A 21,789-nucleotide genomic window follows, 5' to 3' on the forward strand; every position below is an offset into this window, starting at 1 on the left:
CCTGTTAAATCTCTTCGCCAAAGCGGGTCGCAATCAAGGCCTCGAGCGCTTCCATGACTTCCTTGGCTTCGGGGCCGCTGGCGGTGACGCGAATATTGCAGCCGGGGCTCGCCGCCAGCATCATCAGCCCCATGATCGACGTGCCGCCGACCTTCACCCCGTCTTTCTCGACATCGACCGAGGCCTCGAAGCCGCCAGCGACCTGGACGAACTTGGCCGAAGCGCGCGCATGCAGGCCGCGCTGATTGACGATCTTGAATTCCCTGCTGACCAGACCGTTTCCGGCAGTATCCATGGCGCTGCTCATTTGCTGCTCAACAACTGGCTGGCGACATTTATGTATTTGCGCCCGGCGGTCTGCGCTTCCTCCAGCGCCTGAGCCATGTCGTCGCCCTTGCGGACACTGGTGAGTTTGATCAGCATCGGCAGATTGACGCCGGCGATGATTTCGACACGGCCCGCCTCCATCACCGATATCGCCAGGTTAGACGGGGTGCCCCCGAACATGTCGGTCAGGATGATCACACCAGCGCCAGTGTCTGCCCGCGCCACGGCATCGACGATGTCGCTGCGGCGCTGCTCCATGTCATCATCGGCGCCGATGGCTATGGTCTCGAAATGGTCCTGCGGTCCCACGACGTGCTCGACGGCGTTACGGAACTCCTCGGCCAGCCGACCGTGCGTGACAAGCACGAGCCCAATCATTCTGCTTTGGCTCCCGTCATCGCCCGTTCACGAGCGTATTGTATCGTGGCCGCCAGCAGCATGGCCGACGGTGGAGCGCTATCTTGTCGACGCGGGAGCGGTTGACAAGCCCTAAAAAGCGTCATGATTGGCCATTTTTGCCGCATTGCACCAAAATCATGCCGTTCTGCACAAAGGCGGGATTGAAAGGCGCGCCAAAACGGCAGGCCGCGCCCCGACCGCATTTCTTTCGCAAAGCCGCAGACATGGAATGGCGCAGCCGGATATGATTTCGCTCTCTTCCTCGGGAAACCGTTCGGCCGCAGGCAGCAGTCTGACGACAAGATCGATCACCGCTTTTGCCTCGACATCGATCGGACAGGGACCAAGGCCGTGAACCTCCGTCAGCCCCTGAATGGCGGGCGGAGCCACAAGGACAAGCCTGCCGCCTCGTTGCGATACAAGAAGCTGGTCATCCGCGACGAGGCGGGCAAATTGCCCGGATTTTTGCAGCTGCGCGAGAAGGGTCAGCGCCAGAGTGGTTTTTCCGGACCCCGATGCGCCGACGATCAGCACGCCGCGATCCCCGACAACCAGCGCGGTACCGTGCAGGTTGGAAGCTGCCATCGCCTCAAACCCTGAATGTCGATTGGTCCTAACCATCCGCCGGCAAGGTCATCACGAAGCGAGCGCCCTTGAGTTCGCCGGGCTTGGTGCCAGGAATATTTTCAGCCGTCAGCGTACCGCCATGGGCCTCAACGATCTGACGGCTGATCGACAGGCCGAGTCCGGAATTCTGGCCGAACGCCTCGCTGGACGGCCGATCCGTATAGAAGCGCTCGAAAATCCGGTCGATTGCATCCACTCTTATGCCGGGCCCGTTGTCATCCACCGTAACCACGTTGAATTTACCGGCGCGCGCCAGTGAAATATTGATCCGCCCGCCATCTTCGGGAACGAAGGAGCGTGCATTCTCGATCAGATTGGTGATGACCTGCCCGACACGCAGATCATGCCCGAGCGAAAAATAGCCCTTCAGGCCTTGCGGCAATTTCTCGGCCGAGAACTCTATGACGGCGTGGCGCTTGTGGCGCCCAGCTTCCTGCGAGGCCGCGACAAGGTCGGAAATGAATTTCTTCAGGTCTATGCGGGCGGCATCCTCGCGGGCAAGCTCGGCATCGAGCCGGGAGGCATCGGAAATGTCGGTTATGAGACGATCCAGCCGCTTCACGTCATGCTGGATGACCTCCATCAGCCGGTTGCGTGATTCCTCATTGCGGGCAAGCGGCAAGGTCTCAACCGCGCTGCGAAGCGAGGTCAGCGGGTTCTTCAATTCATGGCTGACATCGGCCGCGAAGCTCTCGATCGCCTCGATGCGGGCATAGAGCGCATTGGTCATGTCACGGACGGCGACGGAAAGATTGCCGATCTCATCCTGGCGCATGGAAAAATCGGGAATTTCCTCGCGGCTCTTGGTCCCGCGCCGCACCCGCACCGCGGCGGCCGACAGCCGGCGCAGCGGGTTGGCAATGGTGGAGGCGAGCAGCATGGACAGGATTGCCGTCACCAGCGCCGCCACCCCGAAGACCCGCAGGATCGCCTTGCGCTCGGCGGCGACGATCTTATCGATGTCCCCGCCTTCCGTCGAAAGCATCAGAACGCCGAGCACCGCCCGGAAGCGCTGGATCGGCACAGCGACCGAGACGATCTGCTCGCCCTGTTCGCTCACCCGCACGATTGTCGAGGGGCTGCCGGTAAGCGCGTTCATGACTTCCGGAAAAGCCGCCCCGTTGCCGCCGGGCTGCTCGCGATAGACCGGCAGCTCCGCATCGCGGAACAGGTCGAACACGAATTTCTGGATGCGCTCGAAAAGATCTGGCTCTTCCTCCTCCACCGGCGGCAGGTCGTAGCGAAGGATTTGTCCGCGCGAATAGAGATGGCGCGAGTCCAGAAGCAGATTGGCGTCGCGGTCATAGATGCGCGCACGGGTGCGCGTCGGCGAGATAAGCCGCCGCAGAAGCGGCGCCACGCGTTCCGGGTTGATGGGAAAATCGAGATTGTCGAGTTGGTCCGACCCGGGCTCCAGGCTTTCGCCAGCCTGAAGCTCGAGCAGCTTTTCCGGGTCGATGCGGATCGAGTCGGTCTCCACCGTGGCCGAAGACGCGATGGCACCGGCAATGATCTCGCCCTGGGTCATCAGGCTTTCGACCCGCGCGTCGATCAATCCGTCGCGAAAGGTGTTGAGATACATGATCCCGATGACCAGCACGACCAGGCCGGCAAGGTTGAGGAACAGGATGCGCCGGGTCAGGCTGGAAAAGACATGGTGCCCGAGGAAGCGGCGAAGCGGCACCGTAATGCGCGACAACAGCGTCGGCGCAGGACGGCGTGCCCTGCCCGCACCCACCGCCGGCTTCTTGAGTTCTACCTCCATGGCCATTCAGGCGCAGCCTCTTGCAGCTTTCCCATACGCGCAAAACCCATGAGCGCGCACGACGTCCGATCGGACCAGGGCCTTCCCAACTCTCAACTGCAGCAGCGTTCTTCCTGCGGCCGCAGCTTACGCTTCACGAAACCGGTATCCAACCCCGTACAGCGTCTCGATCATCTCGAACTCGTCATCGACTGCCTTGAACTTCTTGCGCAGGCGCTTGATGTGGCTGTCGATGGTGCGATCGTCAACATAAACCTGCTCGTCATAGGCCGAATCCATCAGCGCATCACGGCTTTTGACCACGCCGGGGCGCTGCGCCAGGGAATGCAGAATGAGGAACTCGGTGACCGTCAGCGTGACCGGTTCGCCCTTCCAGGTGCAGGTATGGCGCTCCTGGTCCATGACGAGTTGGCCGCGCTCAAGCGAGCGGGCCTGCTGGCTCGGGCTTTTGGCCGCCGCCTCGCGGGCGCTCGCCCGGCGCAGCACCGCCCGCACACGCTCGACCAAGAGGCGCTGCGAGAACGGTTTGCGGATAAAATCGTCGGCCCCCATCTTGAGACCGAACAATTCGTCGATCTCGTCATCCTTCGAGGTCAGGAAAATGACCGGCAGATCGGACTTCTGACGCAGGCGGCGCAGAAGCTCCATCCCGTCCATTCGCGGCATCTTGATATCCAAAATGGCAAGATTCGGCGGACGCGCCGTCAGTCCCTCAAGCGCCGATGCGCCATCCGTGTAGGTCTCGACGCGATATCCTTCCGACTCCAAAGCAATCGAAACCGAGGTCAGAATATTGCGGTCGTCGTCGACAAGCGCGATCGTTGCCATTTCCAGCGACTCCCTCATGGGCTTGTGTCCCTTTCTGTATCGAAAGGGCTTTTGGCGGACAAATTGGGTACAAAATGTGGCACATAATCCTTGCCGTGTCACAGGCAAGGCCGTCCATCCGTGAAACCACCAGGAATGCAAGCGTGCGGCCCGGTGGTCTTCGTCACCGATCCTTTAAACAATTATAAACGATTTAAAATCTGTTAAAAAATTTTAAATCGATTAATGGTTTGAAACTGCTGCGCTTTTCTGGTTCTGACCAATTTTAGACCACAATCGCCTACCTATAGGCCTTGGATTGGGCATCAGCGCCACCTGGATCAGAGAGACGCAGAGTGAACGAAACCGGCAAACGCAATCCCTCCTTCGGAATCGACAAATCAGGTCTGAAGACGACCGGCCGCGTGCAATACAACCTTGGCGAGGCCGAACTCTATGAAGAAGCGGTCCGCCGCGGCGAAGCCCGGCTGACCGCGCACGGTGCCCTGATGGCCGAAACCGGCCAGCATACCGGCCGCTCGGCCAAGGACAAGTTCGTCCTGCGCGACGCCAATACCGAGCCGCATGTCTGGTGGGACAACAACAAGCCGATCTCGGCTGAGCATTTCGACACGCTGCTGTCGGATTTCCTCGCTCACGCGGCCGACAAGGACCTGTTCGTGCAGGATCTCGTCGGAGGCGCCGACGAGAGCCAGAAACTACCCACACGCGTCGTCACCGAATATGCGTGGCATTCGCTGTTCATCCGCAACCTGCTGATCCGTCCGCAGGCCGGCGAACTCACCGGCTTCGTGCCGAAGATGACCATCATCGACCTGCCTTCCTTCCGGGCCGATCCGGCACGGCATGGCTGCCGCACCGAAACCGTGATCGCGGTGGATCTGACGCGCATGATCGTGCTGATCGGCGGCACCTCCTATGCCGGCGAGATGAAGAAGTCGGTATTCACAGCCCTCAACTATCTGCTTCCGGCAAAGGGCGTCATGCCGATGCATTGCTCGGCCAATGAGGGGCCGAATGGCGATGCCGCGGTCTTCTTCGGGCTTTCGGGCACTGGCAAGACGACGCTTTCGGCCGATCCGTCGCGCACGCTGATCGGCGACGACGAGCATGGCTGGGGACCGGACGGCATCTTCAATTTCGAAGGTGGCTGCTACGCCAAGACGATCCGGCTTTCGGCCGAAGCCGAACCGGAGATCTTCGCCACCACGCAGCGTTTCGGCACGGTGCTTGAAAACGTCATCCTCGATGAAAACCGCGTGCCGGATTTCGACGACGGGCGGCTCACCGAAAACACCCGCTGCGCCTACCCGCTGCATTTCATCCCGAACGCCAGCGCGACCGGCCGGGCGAACCACCCGAAGAACATCATCATGCTGACTGCCGATGCTTTCGGCGTCATGCCGCCCATAGCCAAGCTGACGCCCGCCCAGGCCATGTATCACTTCCTGTCCGGCTATACCGCCAAGGTGGCCGGAACCGAAAAGGGCGTGACCGAGCCGGAAGCGACCTTCTCTACCTGCTTCGGCGCGCCTTTCATGCCGCGCCATCCGTCCGAATATGGCAATCTGCTGCGGCAATTGATTGCCGATCACGGCGTCGATTGCTGGCTGGTCAATACCGGCTGGACCGGCGGCGCCTACGGCACCGGCAAGCGCATGCCGATCAAGGCCACGCGCGCTCTTCTTGCCGCTGCGCTCGACGGCTCGCTGAAGAACGCCGAATTCCGCACCGATGCCAATTTCGGTTTCTCGGTGCCGATTGAGGTCGCCGGCGTCGATGCGGCCATTCTCGACCCGCGCTCGACCTGGGCCGACAAGCAGGCCTATGACGCCCAGGCCCTCAAACTGGTCGGCATGTTCATCGACAATTTCGGCAAGTTCGAAGCCCATGTCGATGCCAGCGTGCGCGGGGCGGCACCACAGGCCCAGACCGCGGCCGAGTAATATTCCACACAATCGAAAAAAGGCCCGGTCACCAGCCGGGCCTTTTCTTTTTGTCCGCCGCAAGCCATCACTGGACAATGACTGCAGACGAAAAGATCATCGTGGCGGGCGATGTCGTCATCCATCCCGACGACATCGAGGAGAATTTCATCCGCTCGTCCGGCCCCGGCGGCCAGAACGTCAACAAGGTGGCCACCGCCGTCCAGCTGCGGTTCGACGCCAGGAACGCAGCCGGCCTGCCCGAGCGCGTGCGCGAGCGCACCATTGCACTGGCCGGACAGCGGGCGACCAAGGACGGCGTGATCGTCATCGAGGCCGGCCGCTTTCGCACCCAGGAGCAGAACAGGGCGGATGCCAGGGCACGGCTGACCGAACTGGTCGCCAGGGCGGCAGAACCGCCACCCAAGCCGCGCCGCAAGACCAAGCCGACCAAAGGTTCGATCGAGCGCCGTCTGAAAAGCAAGGCCGGGCGCTCAACGATCAAGAAATTGCGCGGCAAGGTTGAAGGCGACTGACCTGTCAGCCGGATTTTCAATCACCGCTTTCCTTTTTTGGCCGCTGATGCAAAATTCGCCTGGCAGGGACTAGAGCCGTTGCGGTTTAAATAGAATCGTAGAACGACTCTAAGCTTTTGTTTTGGCTGCATTTCCGGACGCAAAACCGCTTCACACTTTTGCTGGAAATGCTCTAATGCGGCAGCAAGGAGACTCCGACATATGGGTATGTTCGATTTCGTCAAAAGCGTCGGCAAGAAGCTGGGATTTGGTGATGACGACACGGCGGCCACCGCCGAGACGCTGAAGAAAGAGCTCGATTCGCACAAGCTCGGCACTGACAAGGTCGAGGTCGAGGTGCAGGGCGACAAGGCAGTGCTCAAAGGGGTCGTGGCCGACCAGTCGATCTTCGAGAAGGCGGTCATTGCCGTCGGCAATACGCTCGGCATTTCGAAGGTCGAGGCCGGCGAACTGAAGATCGTGCCGCCCGAAAGCGGGTTGAAGCTCGATCGCAATGTCGACATGACCGCCGTGGTTGCGGCCGCGACCCCGGCCAAGGCGCCGGTCTTCTACACGGTCAAGAAGGGCGACAATCTGTGGAAGATCGCCGAAGCGCAATATGGCAAGGGCAAGGGTGCCAAGCACACCATCATCTTCGAGGCCAACAAGCCGATGCTGACCCACCCCGACAAGATCTATCCCGGCCAGGTGCTGCGCATTCCCGACATCGAGACCGCTTGACCGGCAACTCCAACAGGGTGGCGCAAGTCCTTCCCAGCGGCGTGCGCCATCTCCCCTTCCATCTCGACCAGGCGGCCCAGGAGGCGCTGGTTGAGGCCATTCGCGACGTCGTTCACGCGGCACCGCTCTACGTGCCGGCGATGCCCAAAACGGGCAAGCCGATGAGCGTGCGGATGACCAATTGCGGCGCGCTTGGCTGGGTAACGGACAAGGAGCGTGGCTATCGCTATCAGCCCACGCATCCCCTGACCGGGGAACCATGGCCGCCTATCCCGGAGATGTTGCACCGCCTGTGGCGCGAGGTGTCCGGTTATGATTTCCCGCCGGAAGCCTGTTTGGTCAATTTCTATACGGACAGCGCGAAAATGGGCCTGCACCAGGATCGCGACGAATCCGAATTTGCAGCACCGGTCGTGTCCGTATCGCTGGGTGACGACTGTCTTTTCCGGGTCGGCGGAACCAGGCGCGACGATCCCACCATTTCGTTCAGGCTGCAAAGCGGCGACATCGTCATCCTCGGTGGTGAGAGTCGCCTGTGCTTCCACGGCGTCGACCGGATCTATCCGGCCACATCGACGCTGTTGAAGAAGGGCCGGATCAACCTCACCCTGCGGCGCGTGACCAAACCACCCGCAGAGGTCACAGCTTCCTGAGCGCCACTTCCACCACGCGGTGATCCTCACCCTTGCGCAGGATGAGATCGGCACGTGGCCGGGTCGGCAGGATGTTTTCTCGAAGGTTCTTCAAATTGATATTGGCCCACAGCCCTTCGGCGATCGCATGGGCAGCGTCTTCCGAAAGCTGCGAGTAGCGATGGAAGAAGGACTCCGGATTGCGGAAGGCTGTCTGCCGCAATTTCATGAAGCGCTTGATATACCAGCTATGGATCAGCTCTTCCTCGGCATCGATATAGATCGAAAAATCAAAGAAATCAGAGACGAAGGGCACGAAGTTGCCGTCCTTGGGCAGGTCGCGCGGCTGCAGCACGTTCAAGCCCTCGAAGATCAATATATCAGGGCGATCGATGGTGATGAATTCGCCGGGCATCACGTCATAGGTCAGATGCGAATAAAGCGGCGCGCGCACGTCGCGCTCGCCTGATTTGATCGCCGAGAGAAAGCGCAGCAGCGCCCCGACATCATAGCTGTCGGGAAAGCCCTTGCGCTCCATCAGGTTCTCGCGGCGCAGAACCTCGTTGGGCAGCAGGAACCCATCGGTGGTGACGAGATCGACCTTCGGGCTCGACGGCCAGCGGGCAAGCAGTTCCTTCAGCACGCGCGCGGTGGTCGATTTGCCGACCGCGACCGAGCCTGCCATGCCGATAATATAGGGGGTCTTGATCACCTCCTCGGCGCCGAAAAAGGCCTGCCTCTGGCGAAACAGCATCTGGCTGGATTCGACATGGGCCGAAAGCAGGCGTGACATCGACAGGTAGATGTGGCGGACCTCGTCGAGATCGATCGGATCGTAAAGCGAGCTCAGCCGCTGGACCTCCGCCTCGGTCAGCGTCAGCGGCGTGTCGGCACGAAATTCGGCCCAGCGCTCGGCCGAAAAGAAGCGATAGGGTGAATATCGTGCGGTGGGAGCGAGTTGATCCATCGCGTTCCTGCTCTCCGGGCCCGTTCAGCCCTGGTTGCGCGAAGCCTTTTCGGCGAGACCGGACTGCGATGTCCGCCTTTCAAGCTCGGCAAGCACATCCGACAGCTTCACATCCGCAAGCGCGAGAACGACCAGCCAGTGATAGAGAAGGTCGGCACTCTCCGACACCAGCCCCTTGGTGTCACCGGCAACCGCCGCGATGACCGTCTCGACGGCCTCCTCGCCAAGCTTCTTTGCCGCCCGCTCCATGCCCTGCGCGTAAAGCTTGGCAGTCCAGGAATCGGCCGCGCCGGAACGGGCGCGCGTCCCCACGATGCGTTCGAGGTCATCCAGCGAAAAATCGGCCATTCGTGCCTCGGCGAGCAAGATCAATCAAGCGGCATGTCGAGCCGCATCGGCAAACCCGCTTTTGCCATGTGTGCCTTGGCTTGCGCAATGGTGTAGGTGCCGAAATGGAAGATCGAGGCGGCAAGGACCGCGGTCGCGTGGCCATCGCGGATGCCCTCGACCATGTGGTCGAGCGTGCCGACGCCGCCGCTGGCAATCACCGGCGCGCGCACCGCGTCCGCCACCGCCCGCGTGAGCGCAATATCGTAGCCGGCCTTGGTGCCGTCACGGTCCATCGAGGTCAGCAGGATTTCGCCTGCCCCCAGATCGACGATCTTGCGGGCGAACTCGACTGCGTCGATGCCGGTCTTTTCCCGTCCGCCATGGGTGAAGATTTCCCAGCGGTCGCTTTCGCCTTCCTGCGACACCTTCTTGGCGTCGATGGCAACGACGATGCACTGATTGCCGAATTTATCGGCAGCCTCGGCGACGAAATCCGGGTTCTTAACCGCAGCGGTGTTGATCGACACCTTGTCGGCCCCGGCAAGCAGCAGCTTTCGGATATCGGCGACCTGGCGCACCCCGCCACCTACCGTCAGCGGCATGAAGCACTGCTCGGCGGTGCGGGCAACGATGTCGAAGATCGTTTCGCGATTGTCCGACGACGCGGTGATGTCGAGGAAGCAGAGCTCGTCGGCACCCGCCGCATCATAGGCCTTGGCCGCTTCGACCGGATCGCCGGCATCGATGAGATCGACGAAATTCACGCCCTTGACGACGCGGCCGTCTTTAACATCCAGACACGGAATAACGCGGGCTTTGAGGGTCATGTCCGATCCTCGAACAGGCCCGGCTCGGGTTTCAATTTGCCGCTGAGCACGCCGAGCGCCTCGGCCGGATCGATGCGCCCGTCATAAAGCGCGCGGCCGGAAATGGCGCCTTCGAGCTTTCGCGCATCCGGCATGGTCATGCGCACGATATCGGCGATCGACGCCAGCCCGCCGGAGGCAATCACCGGTATCGACACCGCATCGGCAAGATCGATGGTTGCATCCCAGTTGATGCCGGCAAGCACGCCGTCACGATCAATATCCGTATAGATGATGGCGGCAACGCCGGCGCCTTCAAACTTCTTCGCCAGTTCGATCGCGCCGAGCGAGGAGGCTTCCGCCCAACCTTCCACGGCGACCTTGCCGCCTTTGGCATCGATGCCGACGGCGACCTTGCCGGGAAAGGCCTTGCAGGCCTGCCTGACCAGTTCGGGATCACGCACGGCAACCGTGCCGAGAATGACGCGGGCGAGGCCCTTGGCCAGCCACGCCTCGATATCGGCCATGGTACGGATGCCGCCGCCGAGCTGGACCGGGTTCTTCGTCGCCTTCAGGATCGCCTCGACCGCCGCGCCATTGCGGCTTTCCCCGGCAAAGGCGCCGTTGAGATCGACGACATGCAGCCATTCGAAGCCCTGCTCCTCGAAGGCTTTGGCTTGGGCGGCCGGATCGGTGTTGTAGACAGTCGCCTGGTCCATATCACCAAGCTTCAGCCGCACGCATTCGCCATCCTTGAGATCGATGGCCGGGAAAAGGATCATGGCTTCCACCTCAGGAAGTTGGCGATGAGGGCCAGGCCGAGCGCCTGGCTCTTTTCGGGATGGAACTGCGTGCCGGCCATATTGTCGCGCGCGACGGCAGCGGTGATCTCGCCGCCATAATCGGCAGTGGCCAGCACCTCGCCGGGATTGCGCGCATCAAGGTGGTAGGAGTGTACGAAATAGGCGTGCAAACCGCTCTCACCCGTCGCGATGCCGTCGAACAACGGATGCGAATGTTTCACGTGAATCGTGTTCCAGCCGATCTGCGGCACCTTGAGCGCAGGATCGGACGGGTTGATTTCCTTCACATCGCCGGCAATCCAGCCCAGCCCCCTGGTGATCGTCTTTTCCAGCCCGCGCTCGGACATCAGCTGCATGCCGACGCAGATGCCGAGGAACGGCCGGCCCTGCTTGATCGCGGCAGTCTCAAGTGCTTCGATCATGCCCGGCACGGCGTCGAGCCCGGCGCGGCAGTCGGCATAGGCCCCCACGCCCGGCAGTACGATGCGGTCGGCCGACCGCACCCGGTCGGCATCCGATGTCAGTTCGATCTCGGCGGATATTCCCGCTTCGCGCGCTGCCCGCTCGAAGGCCTTGGTGGCCGAGCGCAGATTGCCCGAACCGTAATCGATGATCGCGACGCGCATGTCAGGCCCTTCCGGGATAGTGCAGCAGGCCAAGCGCGGGAGCCGCCGGCTTCGGCCTCACCGCCTGCGGTGTCGGGACAGCCAGGGGCTCCGCTTCGTGCTGGGAAAGATCGGCTTCGCCCAGATAGCGCATCTCGGCATCCGACGCGGTATCCGCATCCACCACGCCCCACTCGCGCCAGCCGCGTCGGCGATAGGCAGCCAGTCGAAGTGCTGGCCCCTCCAGCCCGACATAGAGCGACACCAGCAGCGACAATAGCGAGCCAGCGAGGCCGAAGCCCGCCACTTCGCCCAATGCGGTCAGGATGAGGGCTGCCGCAAAGGCGAGTGCTGCTTCGATCCAAAGACGATGCCAGATGAGCCAGAGCGGCGGGACCAGGAACGCGATAAGCGAGAAGCCGTCGCGCACGAGCTTCGCATCGGCCGGCGCGTCGGCGCTCCGTCCCGGCGGCTCCATGACGACATAGCTAGCCATCGGCGTTCAACCCTTCAGCGAACCCTTGGTGGACGGAACGGCATCGGGCTGGCGCGGGTCGCGCTCCAGCGCCGTGCGCAGCACACGCGCCACCGCCTTGAAACAGGTTTCGGCGATATGATGATTATTGGCGCCGTGCAGATTGGTGACGTGCAGCGTGATGCCGGCATTCTGCGCCAGCGCCTGGAAGAACTCCCGCACCAGTTCGGTGTCGAAGGTGCCGATCTTGGGCGCGGAGAAATTGACGTCCCAGACCAGGAACGGCCGGCCCGACACATCTATCGCCGCGCGCGTCAGCGTCTCGTCCATGGCGAGATCGATCGAGGCATAGCGCATGATGCCGCGCCGGTCGCCGAGCGCCTTGGACAGGGCCTGGCCAAGCACGATACCGGTGTCCTCGACGGTGTGATGATCGTCGATATGCAGGTCGCCTTTCGCCTTCACCGTCATGTCGATCAACGAATGGCGCGACAATTGATCGAGCATGTGATCGAAGAAGCCGACGCCCGTGGCCATGTCCGAGCGGCCGGTGCCGTCGACATGAACCGAAGCGGAGATCTCGGTTTCCTTGGTCTTGCGGCTGATTTCGGCGACGCGAGCGCTCATGGCAGGTCCCTGCATTGAAAAATCAAGGGCCTTCTATCAGCATGGAAGGGGGATTTCCAGTTGGCACGGGCGAAGCTTTCCCATTGCCGTCCTGCCCTTTGCAATCCGTCCGGCCGCGCATACATAATGCCCGACTATACTCGTAGAGCGCCGCTGTCTTATCGAGGCGGCGCGAAATCGGAGCTTTCAATGTCCAATGAATTGACCATGCATGCCACCACGATCATCACCGTGCGCAAAGGCGGCAAGGTGGTGATCGCCGGCGACGGCCAGGTGAGCCTCGGCCAGACCATCATGAAGGGCAATGCCAAGAAGGTCAGGCGGATCGGCAAGGGCAATGTGATTGCCGGCTTTGCCGGGGCGACCGCCGATGCCTTTACCCTGCTCGAGCGGCTGGAAACCAAGCTTGAGCAATATCCCGACCAGCTCACCCGCGCCTGCGTGGAACTGGCCAAGGACTGGCGCACCGACCGCTATCTGCGCCGACTGGAAGCGATGATGCTGGTCGCCGACAAGAATGTCTCGCTGGCGCTCACCGGCACCGGAGACGTGCTTGAGCCGGAACATGGCGTGATGGCGATCGGCTCAGGCGGCAATTACGCGCTGGCGGCCGCACGCGCGCTGATCGACACCGACAAGGATGCGGAGGAAATCGCGCGCAAGGCGATGGAAATCGCCGCCGACATCTGCGTCTACACCAACCACAGCTTTGTCATCGAAACGCTCGATGCCGCCTGAACGAGGCGAGCACTATAGCTTTCGGCCTGTCACCAGGGCCGATCTGTCGCTGATCCGCCAGTGGCTCGCCAGGCCGCATGTCGCGGCCTGGTGGGACGATGCGGAAACCGAGATCGGCCAGATAAGCGAGCATATCGACAGCATCTCGGTCGAGCCGCTCATCGTGGAACTGGACGGCAGGCCGATCGCCTATCTCCAGAGTTACGATCCGCATCTGGAAGACGATCATCCCTATGCCGACCAACCCTTCGGTACGCTGGGCATCGACCTCACCATCGGCGAGCCGGAACTGATCGGCATTGGCCATGGTTCAGCCATGATCCGGCAATTCGTGCAGGAACTGTTCGACGAGGGTGTGCCGCGCGTCGTCATCGACCCGGACCCGACCAATACTCGCGCAATCCGCGCTTATGAAAAGGCCGGATTCAGGCCGATCGGCCGCCGGCAGTCACAATATGGCGATGCGCTGCTGATGGCGATCGAGGCCGGTGGAGAAGATAAGAATGACTGAAGTGGATCGGGACAAACCGGCGCTGTGGCAAGCCGTCTCCTGGCAAACAGGCCTTGCGCTCGTCGTCGGCCTTGTCGCCCTTCAGGCACTGACCCTCTACGCCATGGGCCGCATTCCGATCTGCGAATGCGGCACGGTGAAGCTGTGGCATGGCGTGGTGATCAGTTCGGAGAACTCCCAGCATCTGTCCGACTGGTATACGCCTTCGCACATCATTCATGGCTTCCTGTTCTATGCGCTGGCGTGGTTCCTGTTTCCGCGATCGTCGATATGGTTCCGGCTGATATTCGCCCTGCTGATAGAGGGCGGCTGGGAAATCCTGGAAAACAGCCCCATCATCATCGAGCGCTACCGTGCCCAGACCATCTCGCTCGATTACTACGGCGATTCCATCATCAATTCCGTTGCCGACACGCTGGCGATGGTGCTGGGCTTTGTGATGGCGGCAAGGCTTCCTATATGGAGCATCGTAGCGCTCGCGCTTGTCTTCGAAATCGCGGTTGGCTTCGTCATTCGCGACAATCTGACCCTCAATGTGATCATGCTGCTGCACCCCTTCGAAACCATTCGGCAGTGGCAAGCTGGACCGGTATAGACATGACGACATTTTCTCCGCGTGAAATCGTTTCGGAACTCGACCGCTTCATCATCGGCCAGAAGGACGCCAAGCGCGCAGTGGCGATTGCGCTGCGCAATCGCTGGCGCCGGCAGCAGCTCGAAGGCGACATGCGTGAAGAGGTGATGCCGAAGAATATCCTGATGATCGGCCCCACCGGCGTCGGCAAGACCGAAATCTCACGCCGGCTTGCCCGGCTGGCTGGCGCCCCCTTCATCAAGGTAGAGGCAACCAAATTCACCGAGGTCGGCTATGTCGGCCGCGACGTCGAGCAGATCGTGCGCGACCTGGTCGAGGTGGCAATCGGCCTGGTGCGTGAAAAGATGCGCGAGGACGTCAAGGCGCGCGCCCATATCAATGCCGAGGAACGCGTGCTGGAAGCGCTGGTCGGCAAGACGGCGAGCCCCGCCACCCGCGACAGCTTCCGCAAGAAGCTGCGCAATGGCGAGCTCGACGACAAGGAAATCGAGATCGAAGTGGCCGACACCGGAACCGGCGGCATGCCGGGTTTCGAGATTCCAGGCATGCCCGGAGCCAATATCGGTGTCATGAACATCAATGACATGCTGTCCAAGGCCATGGGTGGCCAGCGCACCAAATTGCGCAAGACGACCGTGAAGGAATCCTATGGGCTCCTGATCGAGGACGAGTCCGACAAGCTTCTCGACCAGGACGAGGTGGTTCGCCGGGCGCTGGAGACGACACAGGAGGACGGCATCGTCTTCCTCGACGAGATCGACAAGATTGCCAACCGCGAAGGCGGCATGGGGGCCGGTGTCTCGCGCGAAGGCGTGCAGCGCGACCTGTTGCCCCTGGTCGAGGGTACCACGGTAGCCACCAAATACGGGCCGGTGAAGACCGACCATATATTGTTCATCGCTTCCGGCGCGTTCCAGGTCGCCAAGCCGTCCGACCTTTTGCCGGAGCTGCAGGGCCGCCTGCCGATCCGCGTCGAATTGCGCGCGCTGGAGAAGGAGGATTTCCGCCGCATCCTCACCGAGACCGAGGCAAGCCTCATCAAGCAATATGTTGCGCTGATGGGAACGGAAGGTGTTGCGCTGGAATTCACCGACGACGCCATCGACGCGCTGGCCGGGATCGCCGTCGATCTCAACGCCAGCGTCGAGAATATCGGCGCACGCCGGTTGCAGACGGTGATGGAGCGGGTGCTCGACGAGATTTCCTACAATGCCCCGGACCAGTCCGGCACGACACTCACCATCGATGCCGCCTATGTCGAAAAACATGTCGGCGACCTGTCGCGCAACACAGATTTGTCGCGATTCATCCTATAAGCACCGGCTCGGGCCACTTCCCGAGCCAAAGCGCAAGGCAGTCCGGCTTGTCCTGCCGGGCATAAAGCGCTCGACTCGGCCGAGCGCTTTGGCTAGGTCGTGACGAACTCGAGGTCCGGAAAAACGACGGCAAGGTCCCGGCGACGGCATGAAGACATCTCATCTGCTGGCATTATTTCTGGCGACAGCCGCCTGCATTCCGCAGGTGCAGGCGCAAACAATCGTCGCGCCGGGCAATCGCCATCTGGAGCAGCCGGCCGTGCCGGGTGCCTCGTCGAGGCGGACCAAGGCGGGCAACTCCACCTTCGACGCGAAATACCGCAAGGTCTATGCGCTGCTGAAGAACGATGCCGATCTGCGTCGGAAAATCCGGTCGACGGCTGCGGCCTATGGCATCGATCCCATCCATATCGCCGGCGCAATCGTGGGCGAGCACACCTACAATGTCGACGCCTATGACCGGCTGCAGACCTATTATGTAAAGGCGGTCTCGTATCTCTCCAGCCGGCTGAACTTCAGTTATCGCGGCGAAACAATCGGCGACTTTGTCAAACGGCTCGAATTCGAGACCTGCGCGGCCAAGACCGAGAGCTATGATTTGTGGTCCTGCCGTGAGCGGGTATGGGACCGGAATTTTCGGGGAAAGACGGTTGATGGAACCAGTTTTCCCGACAACCGATTCAGCGCCACTTTTTTCCAGCCGCTCTATGCAGGCCAGACCTTCGGCATCGGCCAGCTAAACCCGTTGACCGCACTGCAGATGAGCGACCTCGTGCACAGGGTGTCGGGCCTGCCCAAGCTCGACGCGAGCGACTCCAATCGCGTCTATGAGACGATCATGGACCCGGACCTCACCCTGCCCTATGTCGCCGCGACGCTGAAAACCGCTATCGACGCCTATAGCGACATCGCCGGCTTCGACATTTCGGGAAATCCCGGCATTACGGCGACGCTCTACAATGTAGGCAACCCGGAAGAGCGCGCTTATGCGTTGCGGGCCGAAAACCGGAGACGGCTCGAAGAAGGCCAGCAGGTCCGGCTGCCGGAAGAAAATTACTATGGCTGGCTGGTGAACGACAAACTGCCGGAATTGCAGGCGCTGTTTTAGGGCCTTTTTTGCCTTCCCTCTGCTGGCGAGGTGGCCGTAGATCGACATAACCTCCACCCCTAACCCCTCCCCACAAGGGGGAAGGGAAACTGTGCCGTATTGCCCGGCGCCAATCTTCACCGTTCTGGGTTGCTATGGCAGGAAAATCGTCCCCCTCCCCCTTGTGGGGACGGGTTAGGGGTGGGGGTACAAGCCGGTTAAGCTCCGCAGACAATTCGTCTACACGCTGCCCTCAGCGCTGACGCGTGCGGGCCTTCTCAACCTGCGCGATCAGGCCCTTGATGTCGTCCTCGCCCAGCCGGCCGATGCTGACGGCCAGAATATTGGCGAGTTCCGTTGCCGCCGGCGACAGGCCGGACGTGTCGATGACGATGCGCGGATGCGAATTCTCGGCCAGGCGCTGCAATTCCTCGGCATCGTCCCAGATGATATTGAAATAGCCAATGATCTTCTGGATCATTGCCCAGGTCGGGACACCGCGCCTGCCATGCTCGAGCGCCGAAAGATAAGCGGCGCTGATGCCCAGGGCGGCAGCCATATCCTTCTGGTTCAGGCCTCTTTCCCGGCGCAGTTCCCGCAATTTCTGACCGAAAGGCGTCATTTGTGCCGCCGCAACCTGATATAGAGGGCGCCGGACCCGCCATGGTTGCGTGCGGCGTGGTCGTGGCTGCTCACCAGCGTTCGGAAGGGTGCCGTCTTCAGCCAGGCCGGCACGGCGCGCCGCAAAACACCTTCCCCACCCGAGGACGAGCCCTTGCCGGTAATGACGAGAACATAACGTATGCCACCGGCATAGGCGCGGCTGAGGAAGGACAAAAGCAGCGAATAGGCCTGGTCCTGCGTCATGCCATGCAGATCGACCCTACCCTCGATCGGCAGGCGGCCCTTTGCCAGCTTGTCGCGGGTCGGTGCGTCGAAGGAATGCGTCACGACCTGGCGCGGTTTTGGCTTGTCGGGTGCTGTCGCGATCGCCTTTTCTGACGGAATCCCGGAGGACAGGACCTCATCCATGGTCAAGTTCTGTGGCGGCTCCCCGGCAGAAACCTCGGCCCTGCCCTTCAGCGGCTTGGTCGAACGCGCGACCAGATTCCACAAGACTCGATCTTCATCGCTGAGGTCCCTTGCGTTGCGATTGCCCATCTCACGCCACCCCGCCGGCCAGAACGCGCGGAACAAGCGCATAGAAATCCGCGGCATGGCGGACGACACCGGCGACCTCCCCGGCAGCGGCGCCTGACCCGGCAAACAGGTCGCCCCGCGCCTGCCCGACGATTGCCGAGCCGGTGTCCTGGGCGATCATCAGCCGCCGGAAAGGCATGCCGTCGAAGGCGGTAAGCGTCGGCGCATCGACGAAGAACGGCGTCGCGAATGTGTGAAGCAGCCGGTCCACGGCAATCGAGCGGCCGGGCGTCAACTGGACCTTGGCTGCGGCGACCGGCCCCAGCTCCGGATCACCGAGCGGCGTCTCCCGGAAGAAGATATAGGAGCGATTCTGCCACAAAATCTCATTGATCCGGTGCGGATTCGCCGCAAACCAGGCGCGAATCGACTGCATTGTGACATTTTCGAGCGGAATTTCACCGAGATTTGCCAGGATTTTGCCGGGTCCGCTGAATCTTTGGCCGGATTTCGCCGCATAAGTCAGCCGGCGCTGGGTGCCATCCGCCATGCACAAGCGTGCTGCCCCCTGGACATGGATGAAGAACGCATCGACCGGATCGGCAAGCCAGGCGATTTCAAGCCCCCGCTCCGAAAGCGCGCCCTGCTCGATCGCCTGCCGGTCGAAATATTCCTGCAGTCCATCCGAGGTGTCACGCCCGAAGGCAAGATAGGGGTCCATGCCTGCCGGCCGGTTGGCATCGTCGATATCGACCAGATCGGCCGGGCGTGACAAGAGCGGGACCATATAACCATCTGTCCGCACCGGCGAAGCTTCCACCTCCGGCTCGTAGAAGCCGGTCACCAATCCACTGCTTCCGTCCTCGGCAAGAATATGGGCCGGTACGAAGTGGCGCTCGAAAAAGCCCCGAGCGGCCTCGTCGGCGAATGTTTCGACATTGCGGGCTTCCTCGAAGGCTTCCGCAAAGGCGTCGCATTCAACGCCGAGCGCACCGGTGCGATAGGGTTTTACCTGCGCCTGGAAAGCGGATCGGCGGAAAGCCGCATAGGCGAGCGAAAGACCGTCGTCCGCCCAGCCCGGCAGGTCATGAAAGGAGAGGATGCGGAAGGCAGGCGACAAAGGCACCGACGGCTCCGCGGGCGTCAGTCTTCGGCTTCGGTCGCGACCAGCTTCCAGTTGGGGTCACGCGAGCGCGTATCGCGGGCGAATGTCCAGACATCCTTGACCTCGGCGACCGTCTCGGGGTCGCCGTCGATCACCTCGCCGGCCTTGTCGCGGGTGGCGGAGATCAACTCGCTGACGATGCGCAGCGTGATATGGGCCTCGCTGCCCTTCATTTCAGCGGAGACGATATCGGCCTTGTCGATACCGACGAAAGACGACTGGATTTTCTCCGACCGGCCTTCGCGGTCGGCGATAGCGGCGACAAAACCGTCATAAACCTCTCGGGAGAGCAGGTTCTTCAGCGTCTTGCGGTCGCCATCGGCATAGGCCATGACGATCATCTCATAGGCCATTTTCGCGCCATCGACGAAAGACTTCGGCTCGAATGCCGGGTCGTTGTCCTTTATCGCACGCAAGCCCTTGTTGAGATCGGTTCCCGGCTTGGCGAAGGCGTCGATGGCCACATAGGCATCGTCATTGTCGCCCTGAACACGCTTGCGCGGCAAGGCAACAACATTTTCGGGCTTGCCGGTGGCGTCCTGCGGACGCGAGCGCGCGGCGGTATAGGGATCGAAAGGCGGACGTTCGTTGCCGGTGCGGCGCCCCAGCACATTGCGCAACTGGAAAAAGATCACCACAGCCGCGATTAGAAAAAATAACGTGCCGAAGTCGAAGAATTCCATCTTCTGCCACTCAGTCCTTGTTTCTTCGGCCTGCCGGCACGATCCCGCGTTTCAAAGGCACACCTCGCCCATGCCTCAATATCTGCATATAGAACGCATGCCGCCATCATTCAAATCAAAGGCAGGCATACTTATGTACGCTGTCTTGCACCAGTTCCAGAGCCGGGGCAATTTCTACAACCATAACGTCGGAGCGCATGTGCGCATTTCCCTGATCCCACTGTTCCTCATTCTGCTGCCGCTGATCGAAATTGCCGGTTTCGTAGTGGTCGGCAGCCAAATCGGCGTCCTGCCCACGCTCGGACTGATCATCGCCACCGGAATTGCCGGAGCTGCGCTGCTGCGCCACCAGGGATTCGGCATCATGACGCGCATCCGCAGCGAGGTGGAGGCTGGGCGGGATCCAAGCCGGAATCTCGTGCATGGCGTGATGATCCTCCTGGCGGGCCTCTTGCTGCTCATTCCCGGTTTTGTCAGCGACATTATCGGTATTTTGCTTTTTCTGCCGCCGATCCGCGATCTCGCCTGGCGCTTCCTCTCCCGCCGGGTCAATTTTACCTCCGACTTCAGCACCATGGGCGGGTTTGCACGCCAGCGTGGAGATCGGGGCAAGACCATCGACCTCGACGAGGACGATTATTCGAAATCACCCGACCCGAGATCGCCCTGGCGTCAAATTGACGATCAGTGACGTGGGGCAGTGACGCAGGCCAGCCGCGCCGGCAAAACCTTGTGTTGGAATGACGAGCATGCTAGCCAACGCTCGATTTCAATTTCGGCCGCCAGGCTGAAGCGAGAGGATATGGCTCATGGCCGAAAACAACAATGACGCCGCCGGCGCTGTCGGCAATGGCAATGGACAAACCGCCGCCACGCAACAGGCTACGCTCAATGTTCTGGCGCAATATGTGAAGGACCTTTCCTTCGAAAGCCCCGGAGCACCGAACTCGCTGCGCGGCCGCGACAAGGCGCCCGGCATCAACATCAATGTCAATGTCAACGCCAATCCGCTTTCGGACAAGGAATTCGACGTCAATCTGACGCTTTCGGCCAAGGCGGCGTTCGAAAAGGACGTGCTGTTCAATGTCGAACTGATCTATGGCGGCGTCTTCCGGATCGAGGGCTTCCCGCAGGAGCACATGCTGCCACTGCTGTTCATCGAATGCCCGCGGCTCTTGTTTCCCTTCGCCCGCCAGATCATCGCCGAAGCCACCCGCAATGGCGGCTTCCCGCCACTGATGCTCGACCCGATCGATTTTGCCCAGATGTTCCAGCAAAAAATGGCTGAGGACCAGGCGGCTTCGAAGGTGAAGGTCAGCTAAAGCGCTTCATACAAACCTCGATCGTGATACGATCACAAGAATGGACGCCGCGAGCGTCCATTCTTTTTTCTGGCCAGGCAATGTCAGCCTTGGCCGAGTTGTTGCCAGACAGCCTTTTCGCCAAGGCCTGCGACGAGCCTGGCATGAGCCGCCCGTTCCTCATCGGTGAGCCGCGGCGGCAGCGGTGACGGTCGCGAAGCGACGGTAACTTCAATTTCTACCGTGGTGGCGACATCAGCCCCCCTCTCCGGCCCTGCCTCCAGGATCAGGGTCGCCTGCTTGCCGCCGATGAGTTCGATATAGACTTCGGCCAAAAGTTCCGAGTCGAGAAGCGCCCCGTGCAGGTTGCGGTGGCTGTTGTTGATGCCGTAGCGCCGGCAAAGCGCATCGAGCGAGTTCGGACCCATCGGATGGCGCCGGCGCGCCAGCGCCAATGTGTCGACTACGCGCTCAGGTTCGATCGGCGGATGGCCAAGCCGTGCCAGTTCGGCATTGATGAAGCCCATGTCGAACCCGGCATTATGCGCGATCAGACTTGCACCATCGATGAACGCCAGAAACTCGTCGACAATGGCCGGAAAGGGTTTTTCGTTGGCCAATCGCTCGTCGCTGATGCCGTGGACGGCCAAAGCATCGGGATGGACCGATCGTCCCTGCGGGTTGATATAGACGTGAAAGGTGTTTCCGGTCGGAAATCGGTTGACGAGCTCGACGCCACCGATCTCGATGATACGGTCCTCGCGGGCATCCAGGCCCGTCGTTTCCGTATCGAAAATGATCTCTCGCACCGAATCACTCCTTTGGTCACCATGAACTTGAATCGATTTCACCCTTCTTCCAAGGACGATCGACGTTCATGC

General features: G+C 61.3%; 28 protein-coding genes. 11 read left to right on the plus strand and 17 right to left on the minus strand.

Features of this window, described 5'->3' with window-relative positions; translation table 11 throughout:
• Positions 1-4: 4 nt before the first annotated feature.
• The 5 genes from EET67_RS12040 to EET67_RS12060 form a co-directional block, all read right to left on the minus strand.
• The gene (locus EET67_RS12040; protein WP_128626416.1) at positions 5-295 is read right to left on the minus strand and encodes an HPr family phosphocarrier protein; all 291 of its coding nucleotides are present in this window, start codon (positions 293-295) and stop codon (positions 5-7) included.
• A gap of 8 nt (positions 296-303) precedes the next feature.
• The gene (locus tag EET67_RS12045) at positions 304-705 is read right to left on the minus strand and encodes a PTS sugar transporter subunit IIA (RefSeq protein WP_128626417.1); all 402 of its coding nucleotides are present in this window, start codon (positions 703-705) and stop codon (positions 304-306) included.
• A 156-nt stretch (positions 706-861) separates the two neighbouring features.
• On the minus strand, positions 862-1,311 hold the full coding sequence (locus EET67_RS12050; RefSeq protein WP_128626418.1) for an HPr kinase/phosphorylase: 450 nt from the start codon (positions 1,309-1,311) through the stop codon (positions 862-864).
• A 28-nt stretch (positions 1,312-1,339) separates the two neighbouring features.
• Complete coding sequence (locus EET67_RS12055) at positions 1,340-3,118, minus strand: stimulus-sensing domain-containing protein (protein WP_425359523.1); 1,779 nt, start codon at positions 3,116-3,118, stop codon at positions 1,340-1,342.
• A 126-nt stretch (positions 3,119-3,244) separates the two neighbouring features.
• Positions 3,245-3,946, minus strand: coding sequence for a response regulator transcription factor (locus EET67_RS12060; protein WP_128626478.1), 702 nt, complete (start codon positions 3,944-3,946; stop codon positions 3,245-3,247).
• A gap of 335 nt (positions 3,947-4,281) precedes the next feature.
• On the opposite strand from EET67_RS12060, the gene EET67_RS12065 reads away from it, so the two are divergent.
• From EET67_RS12065 to EET67_RS12080, 4 genes are all read left to right on the plus strand, one after another.
• Positions 4,282-5,892, plus strand: coding sequence for a phosphoenolpyruvate carboxykinase (locus tag EET67_RS12065; protein ID WP_128626420.1), 1,611 nt, complete (start codon positions 4,282-4,284; stop codon positions 5,890-5,892).
• Between the two features lie 77 nt (positions 5,893-5,969).
• Complete coding sequence (arfB, locus tag EET67_RS12070) at positions 5,970-6,407, plus strand: alternative ribosome rescue aminoacyl-tRNA hydrolase ArfB (protein ID WP_128626421.1); 438 nt, start codon at positions 5,970-5,972, stop codon at positions 6,405-6,407.
• A 201-nt stretch (positions 6,408-6,608) separates the two neighbouring features.
• Positions 6,609-7,127, plus strand: a complete 519-nt coding sequence (gene lysM, locus EET67_RS12075) for a peptidoglycan-binding protein LysM (protein ID WP_128626422.1) — start codon at positions 6,609-6,611, stop codon at positions 7,125-7,127.
• Positions 7,124-7,780: an alpha-ketoglutarate-dependent dioxygenase AlkB family protein gene (locus EET67_RS12080; RefSeq protein ID WP_245450875.1), complete on the plus strand. Its 657-nt coding sequence runs from the start codon at positions 7,124-7,126 to the stop codon at positions 7,778-7,780. The genes lysM and EET67_RS12080 overlap by 4 nt, the downstream gene beginning before the upstream one ends.
• On the opposite strand, the gene coaA is transcribed toward EET67_RS12080, so the two are convergent.
• The 7 genes from coaA to hisB are packed head-to-tail and all read right to left on the minus strand — an operon-like array spanning position 7,767 to position 12,372.
• Positions 7,767-8,726: a type I pantothenate kinase gene (gene coaA, locus EET67_RS12085; RefSeq protein WP_128626423.1), complete on the minus strand. Its 960-nt coding sequence runs from the start codon at positions 8,724-8,726 to the stop codon at positions 7,767-7,769. The genes EET67_RS12080 and coaA overlap by 14 nt on opposite strands.
• Before the next feature lie 24 nt (positions 8,727-8,750).
• The gene (locus EET67_RS12090) at positions 8,751-9,074 is read right to left on the minus strand and encodes a phosphoribosyl-ATP diphosphatase (protein WP_128626424.1); all 324 of its coding nucleotides are present in this window, start codon (positions 9,072-9,074) and stop codon (positions 8,751-8,753) included.
• Between the two features lie 20 nt (positions 9,075-9,094).
• Positions 9,095-9,883, minus strand: a complete 789-nt coding sequence (gene hisF / locus EET67_RS12095; RefSeq protein WP_128626425.1) for an imidazole glycerol phosphate synthase subunit HisF — start codon at positions 9,881-9,883, stop codon at positions 9,095-9,097.
• Positions 9,880-10,644 (minus strand): 1-(5-phosphoribosyl)-5-[(5-phosphoribosylamino)methylideneamino]imidazole-4-carboxamide isomerase, encoded by a 765-nt coding sequence (gene hisA / locus EET67_RS12100; RefSeq protein ID WP_128626426.1) that lies wholly within the window; start codon positions 10,642-10,644, stop codon positions 9,880-9,882. The genes hisF and hisA overlap by 4 nt, the downstream gene beginning before the upstream one ends.
• Positions 10,641-11,291 carry an imidazole glycerol phosphate synthase subunit HisH gene (hisH, locus tag EET67_RS12105; RefSeq protein WP_128626427.1) on the minus strand — a complete coding sequence of 217 codons (651 nt, stop codon included), beginning with the start codon at positions 11,289-11,291 and terminating at the stop codon, positions 10,641-10,643. The genes hisA and hisH overlap by 4 nt, the downstream gene beginning before the upstream one ends.
• 1 nt (position 11,292) lies before the next feature.
• Positions 11,293-11,766: a DUF2628 domain-containing protein gene (locus EET67_RS12110; protein ID WP_128626428.1), complete on the minus strand. Its 474-nt coding sequence runs from the start codon at positions 11,764-11,766 to the stop codon at positions 11,293-11,295.
• A 6-nt stretch (positions 11,767-11,772) separates the two neighbouring features.
• Positions 11,773-12,372, minus strand: coding sequence for an imidazoleglycerol-phosphate dehydratase HisB (hisB, locus tag EET67_RS12115; RefSeq protein ID WP_128626429.1), 600 nt, complete (start codon positions 12,370-12,372; stop codon positions 11,773-11,775).
• A gap of 189 nt (positions 12,373-12,561) precedes the next feature.
• Here hisB and hslV point away from each other — a divergent pair, with 189 nt between their 5' ends.
• From hslV to EET67_RS12140, 5 genes are all read left to right on the plus strand, one after another.
• Positions 12,562-13,110, plus strand: coding sequence for an ATP-dependent protease subunit HslV (gene hslV, locus EET67_RS12120; RefSeq protein WP_128626430.1), 549 nt, complete (start codon positions 12,562-12,564; stop codon positions 13,108-13,110).
• Positions 13,100-13,621: a GNAT family N-acetyltransferase gene (locus tag EET67_RS12125; protein WP_128626431.1), complete on the plus strand. Its 522-nt coding sequence runs from the start codon at positions 13,100-13,102 to the stop codon at positions 13,619-13,621. Before hslV ends, EET67_RS12125 begins: the two co-directional genes overlap by 11 nt.
• Positions 13,614-14,216 carry a DUF2585 domain-containing protein gene (locus EET67_RS12130; RefSeq protein ID WP_128626432.1) on the plus strand — a complete coding sequence of 201 codons (603 nt, stop codon included), beginning with the start codon at positions 13,614-13,616 and terminating at the stop codon, positions 14,214-14,216. The genes EET67_RS12125 and EET67_RS12130 overlap by 8 nt, the downstream gene beginning before the upstream one ends.
• Positions 14,217-14,218: 2 nt before the next feature.
• Complete coding sequence (hslU, locus tag EET67_RS12135) at positions 14,219-15,532, plus strand: ATP-dependent protease ATPase subunit HslU (protein ID WP_128626433.1); 1,314 nt, start codon at positions 14,219-14,221, stop codon at positions 15,530-15,532.
• Between the two features lie 148 nt (positions 15,533-15,680).
• Entirely contained in the window at positions 15,681-16,640 is a 960-nt protein-coding gene (locus EET67_RS12140; protein WP_128626434.1) for a DUF1402 family protein, read from the plus strand.
• A gap of 232 nt (positions 16,641-16,872) precedes the next feature.
• On the opposite strand, the gene EET67_RS12145 is transcribed toward EET67_RS12140, so the two are convergent.
• From EET67_RS12145 to EET67_RS12160, 4 genes are read right to left on the minus strand one after another with little or no spacing between them, the layout of a single operon-like run.
• A complete protein-coding gene (locus EET67_RS12145; RefSeq protein ID WP_128626435.1) occupies positions 16,873-17,241 on the minus strand; it encodes a helix-turn-helix domain-containing protein in 369 nt (122 codons plus the stop codon).
• Complete coding sequence (locus EET67_RS12150; RefSeq protein ID WP_128626436.1) at positions 17,238-17,780, minus strand: Smr/MutS family protein; 543 nt, start codon at positions 17,778-17,780, stop codon at positions 17,238-17,240. Before EET67_RS12150 ends, EET67_RS12145 begins: the two co-directional genes overlap by 4 nt.
• Position 17,781: 1 nt before the next feature.
• On the minus strand, positions 17,782-18,885 hold the full coding sequence (gene mltA, locus EET67_RS12155) for a murein transglycosylase A (RefSeq protein ID WP_128626437.1): 1,104 nt from the start codon (positions 18,883-18,885) through the stop codon (positions 17,782-17,784).
• Between the two features lie 17 nt (positions 18,886-18,902).
• Complete coding sequence (locus EET67_RS12160) at positions 18,903-19,607, minus strand: Tim44/TimA family putative adaptor protein (RefSeq protein ID WP_128626438.1); 705 nt, start codon at positions 19,605-19,607, stop codon at positions 18,903-18,905.
• On the opposite strand from EET67_RS12160, the gene EET67_RS12165 reads away from it, so the two are divergent.
• Entirely contained in the window at positions 19,585-20,298 is a 714-nt protein-coding gene (locus tag EET67_RS12165) for an FxsA family protein (protein WP_342634665.1), read from the plus strand. The genes EET67_RS12160 and EET67_RS12165 overlap by 23 nt on opposite strands.
• 118 nt (positions 20,299-20,416) lie before the next feature.
• Positions 20,417-20,929 (plus strand): protein-export chaperone SecB, encoded by a 513-nt coding sequence (gene secB / locus EET67_RS12170; protein WP_128626439.1) that lies wholly within the window; start codon positions 20,417-20,419, stop codon positions 20,927-20,929.
• Positions 20,930-21,012: 83 nt separating this feature from the next.
• Here the strand turns inward: secB and dnaQ are convergent, their stop codons facing one another.
• Positions 21,013-21,717, minus strand: a complete 705-nt coding sequence (gene dnaQ / locus EET67_RS12175) for a DNA polymerase III subunit epsilon (protein WP_128626440.1) — start codon at positions 21,715-21,717, stop codon at positions 21,013-21,015.
• Between the last annotated feature and the right edge of the window lie 72 nt (positions 21,718-21,789).

It is taken from the genome of Borborobacter arsenicus (assembly GCF_003934165.1).
GTDB lineage: Bacteria > Pseudomonadota > Alphaproteobacteria > Rhizobiales > Rhizobiaceae > Pseudaminobacter > Pseudaminobacter arsenicus.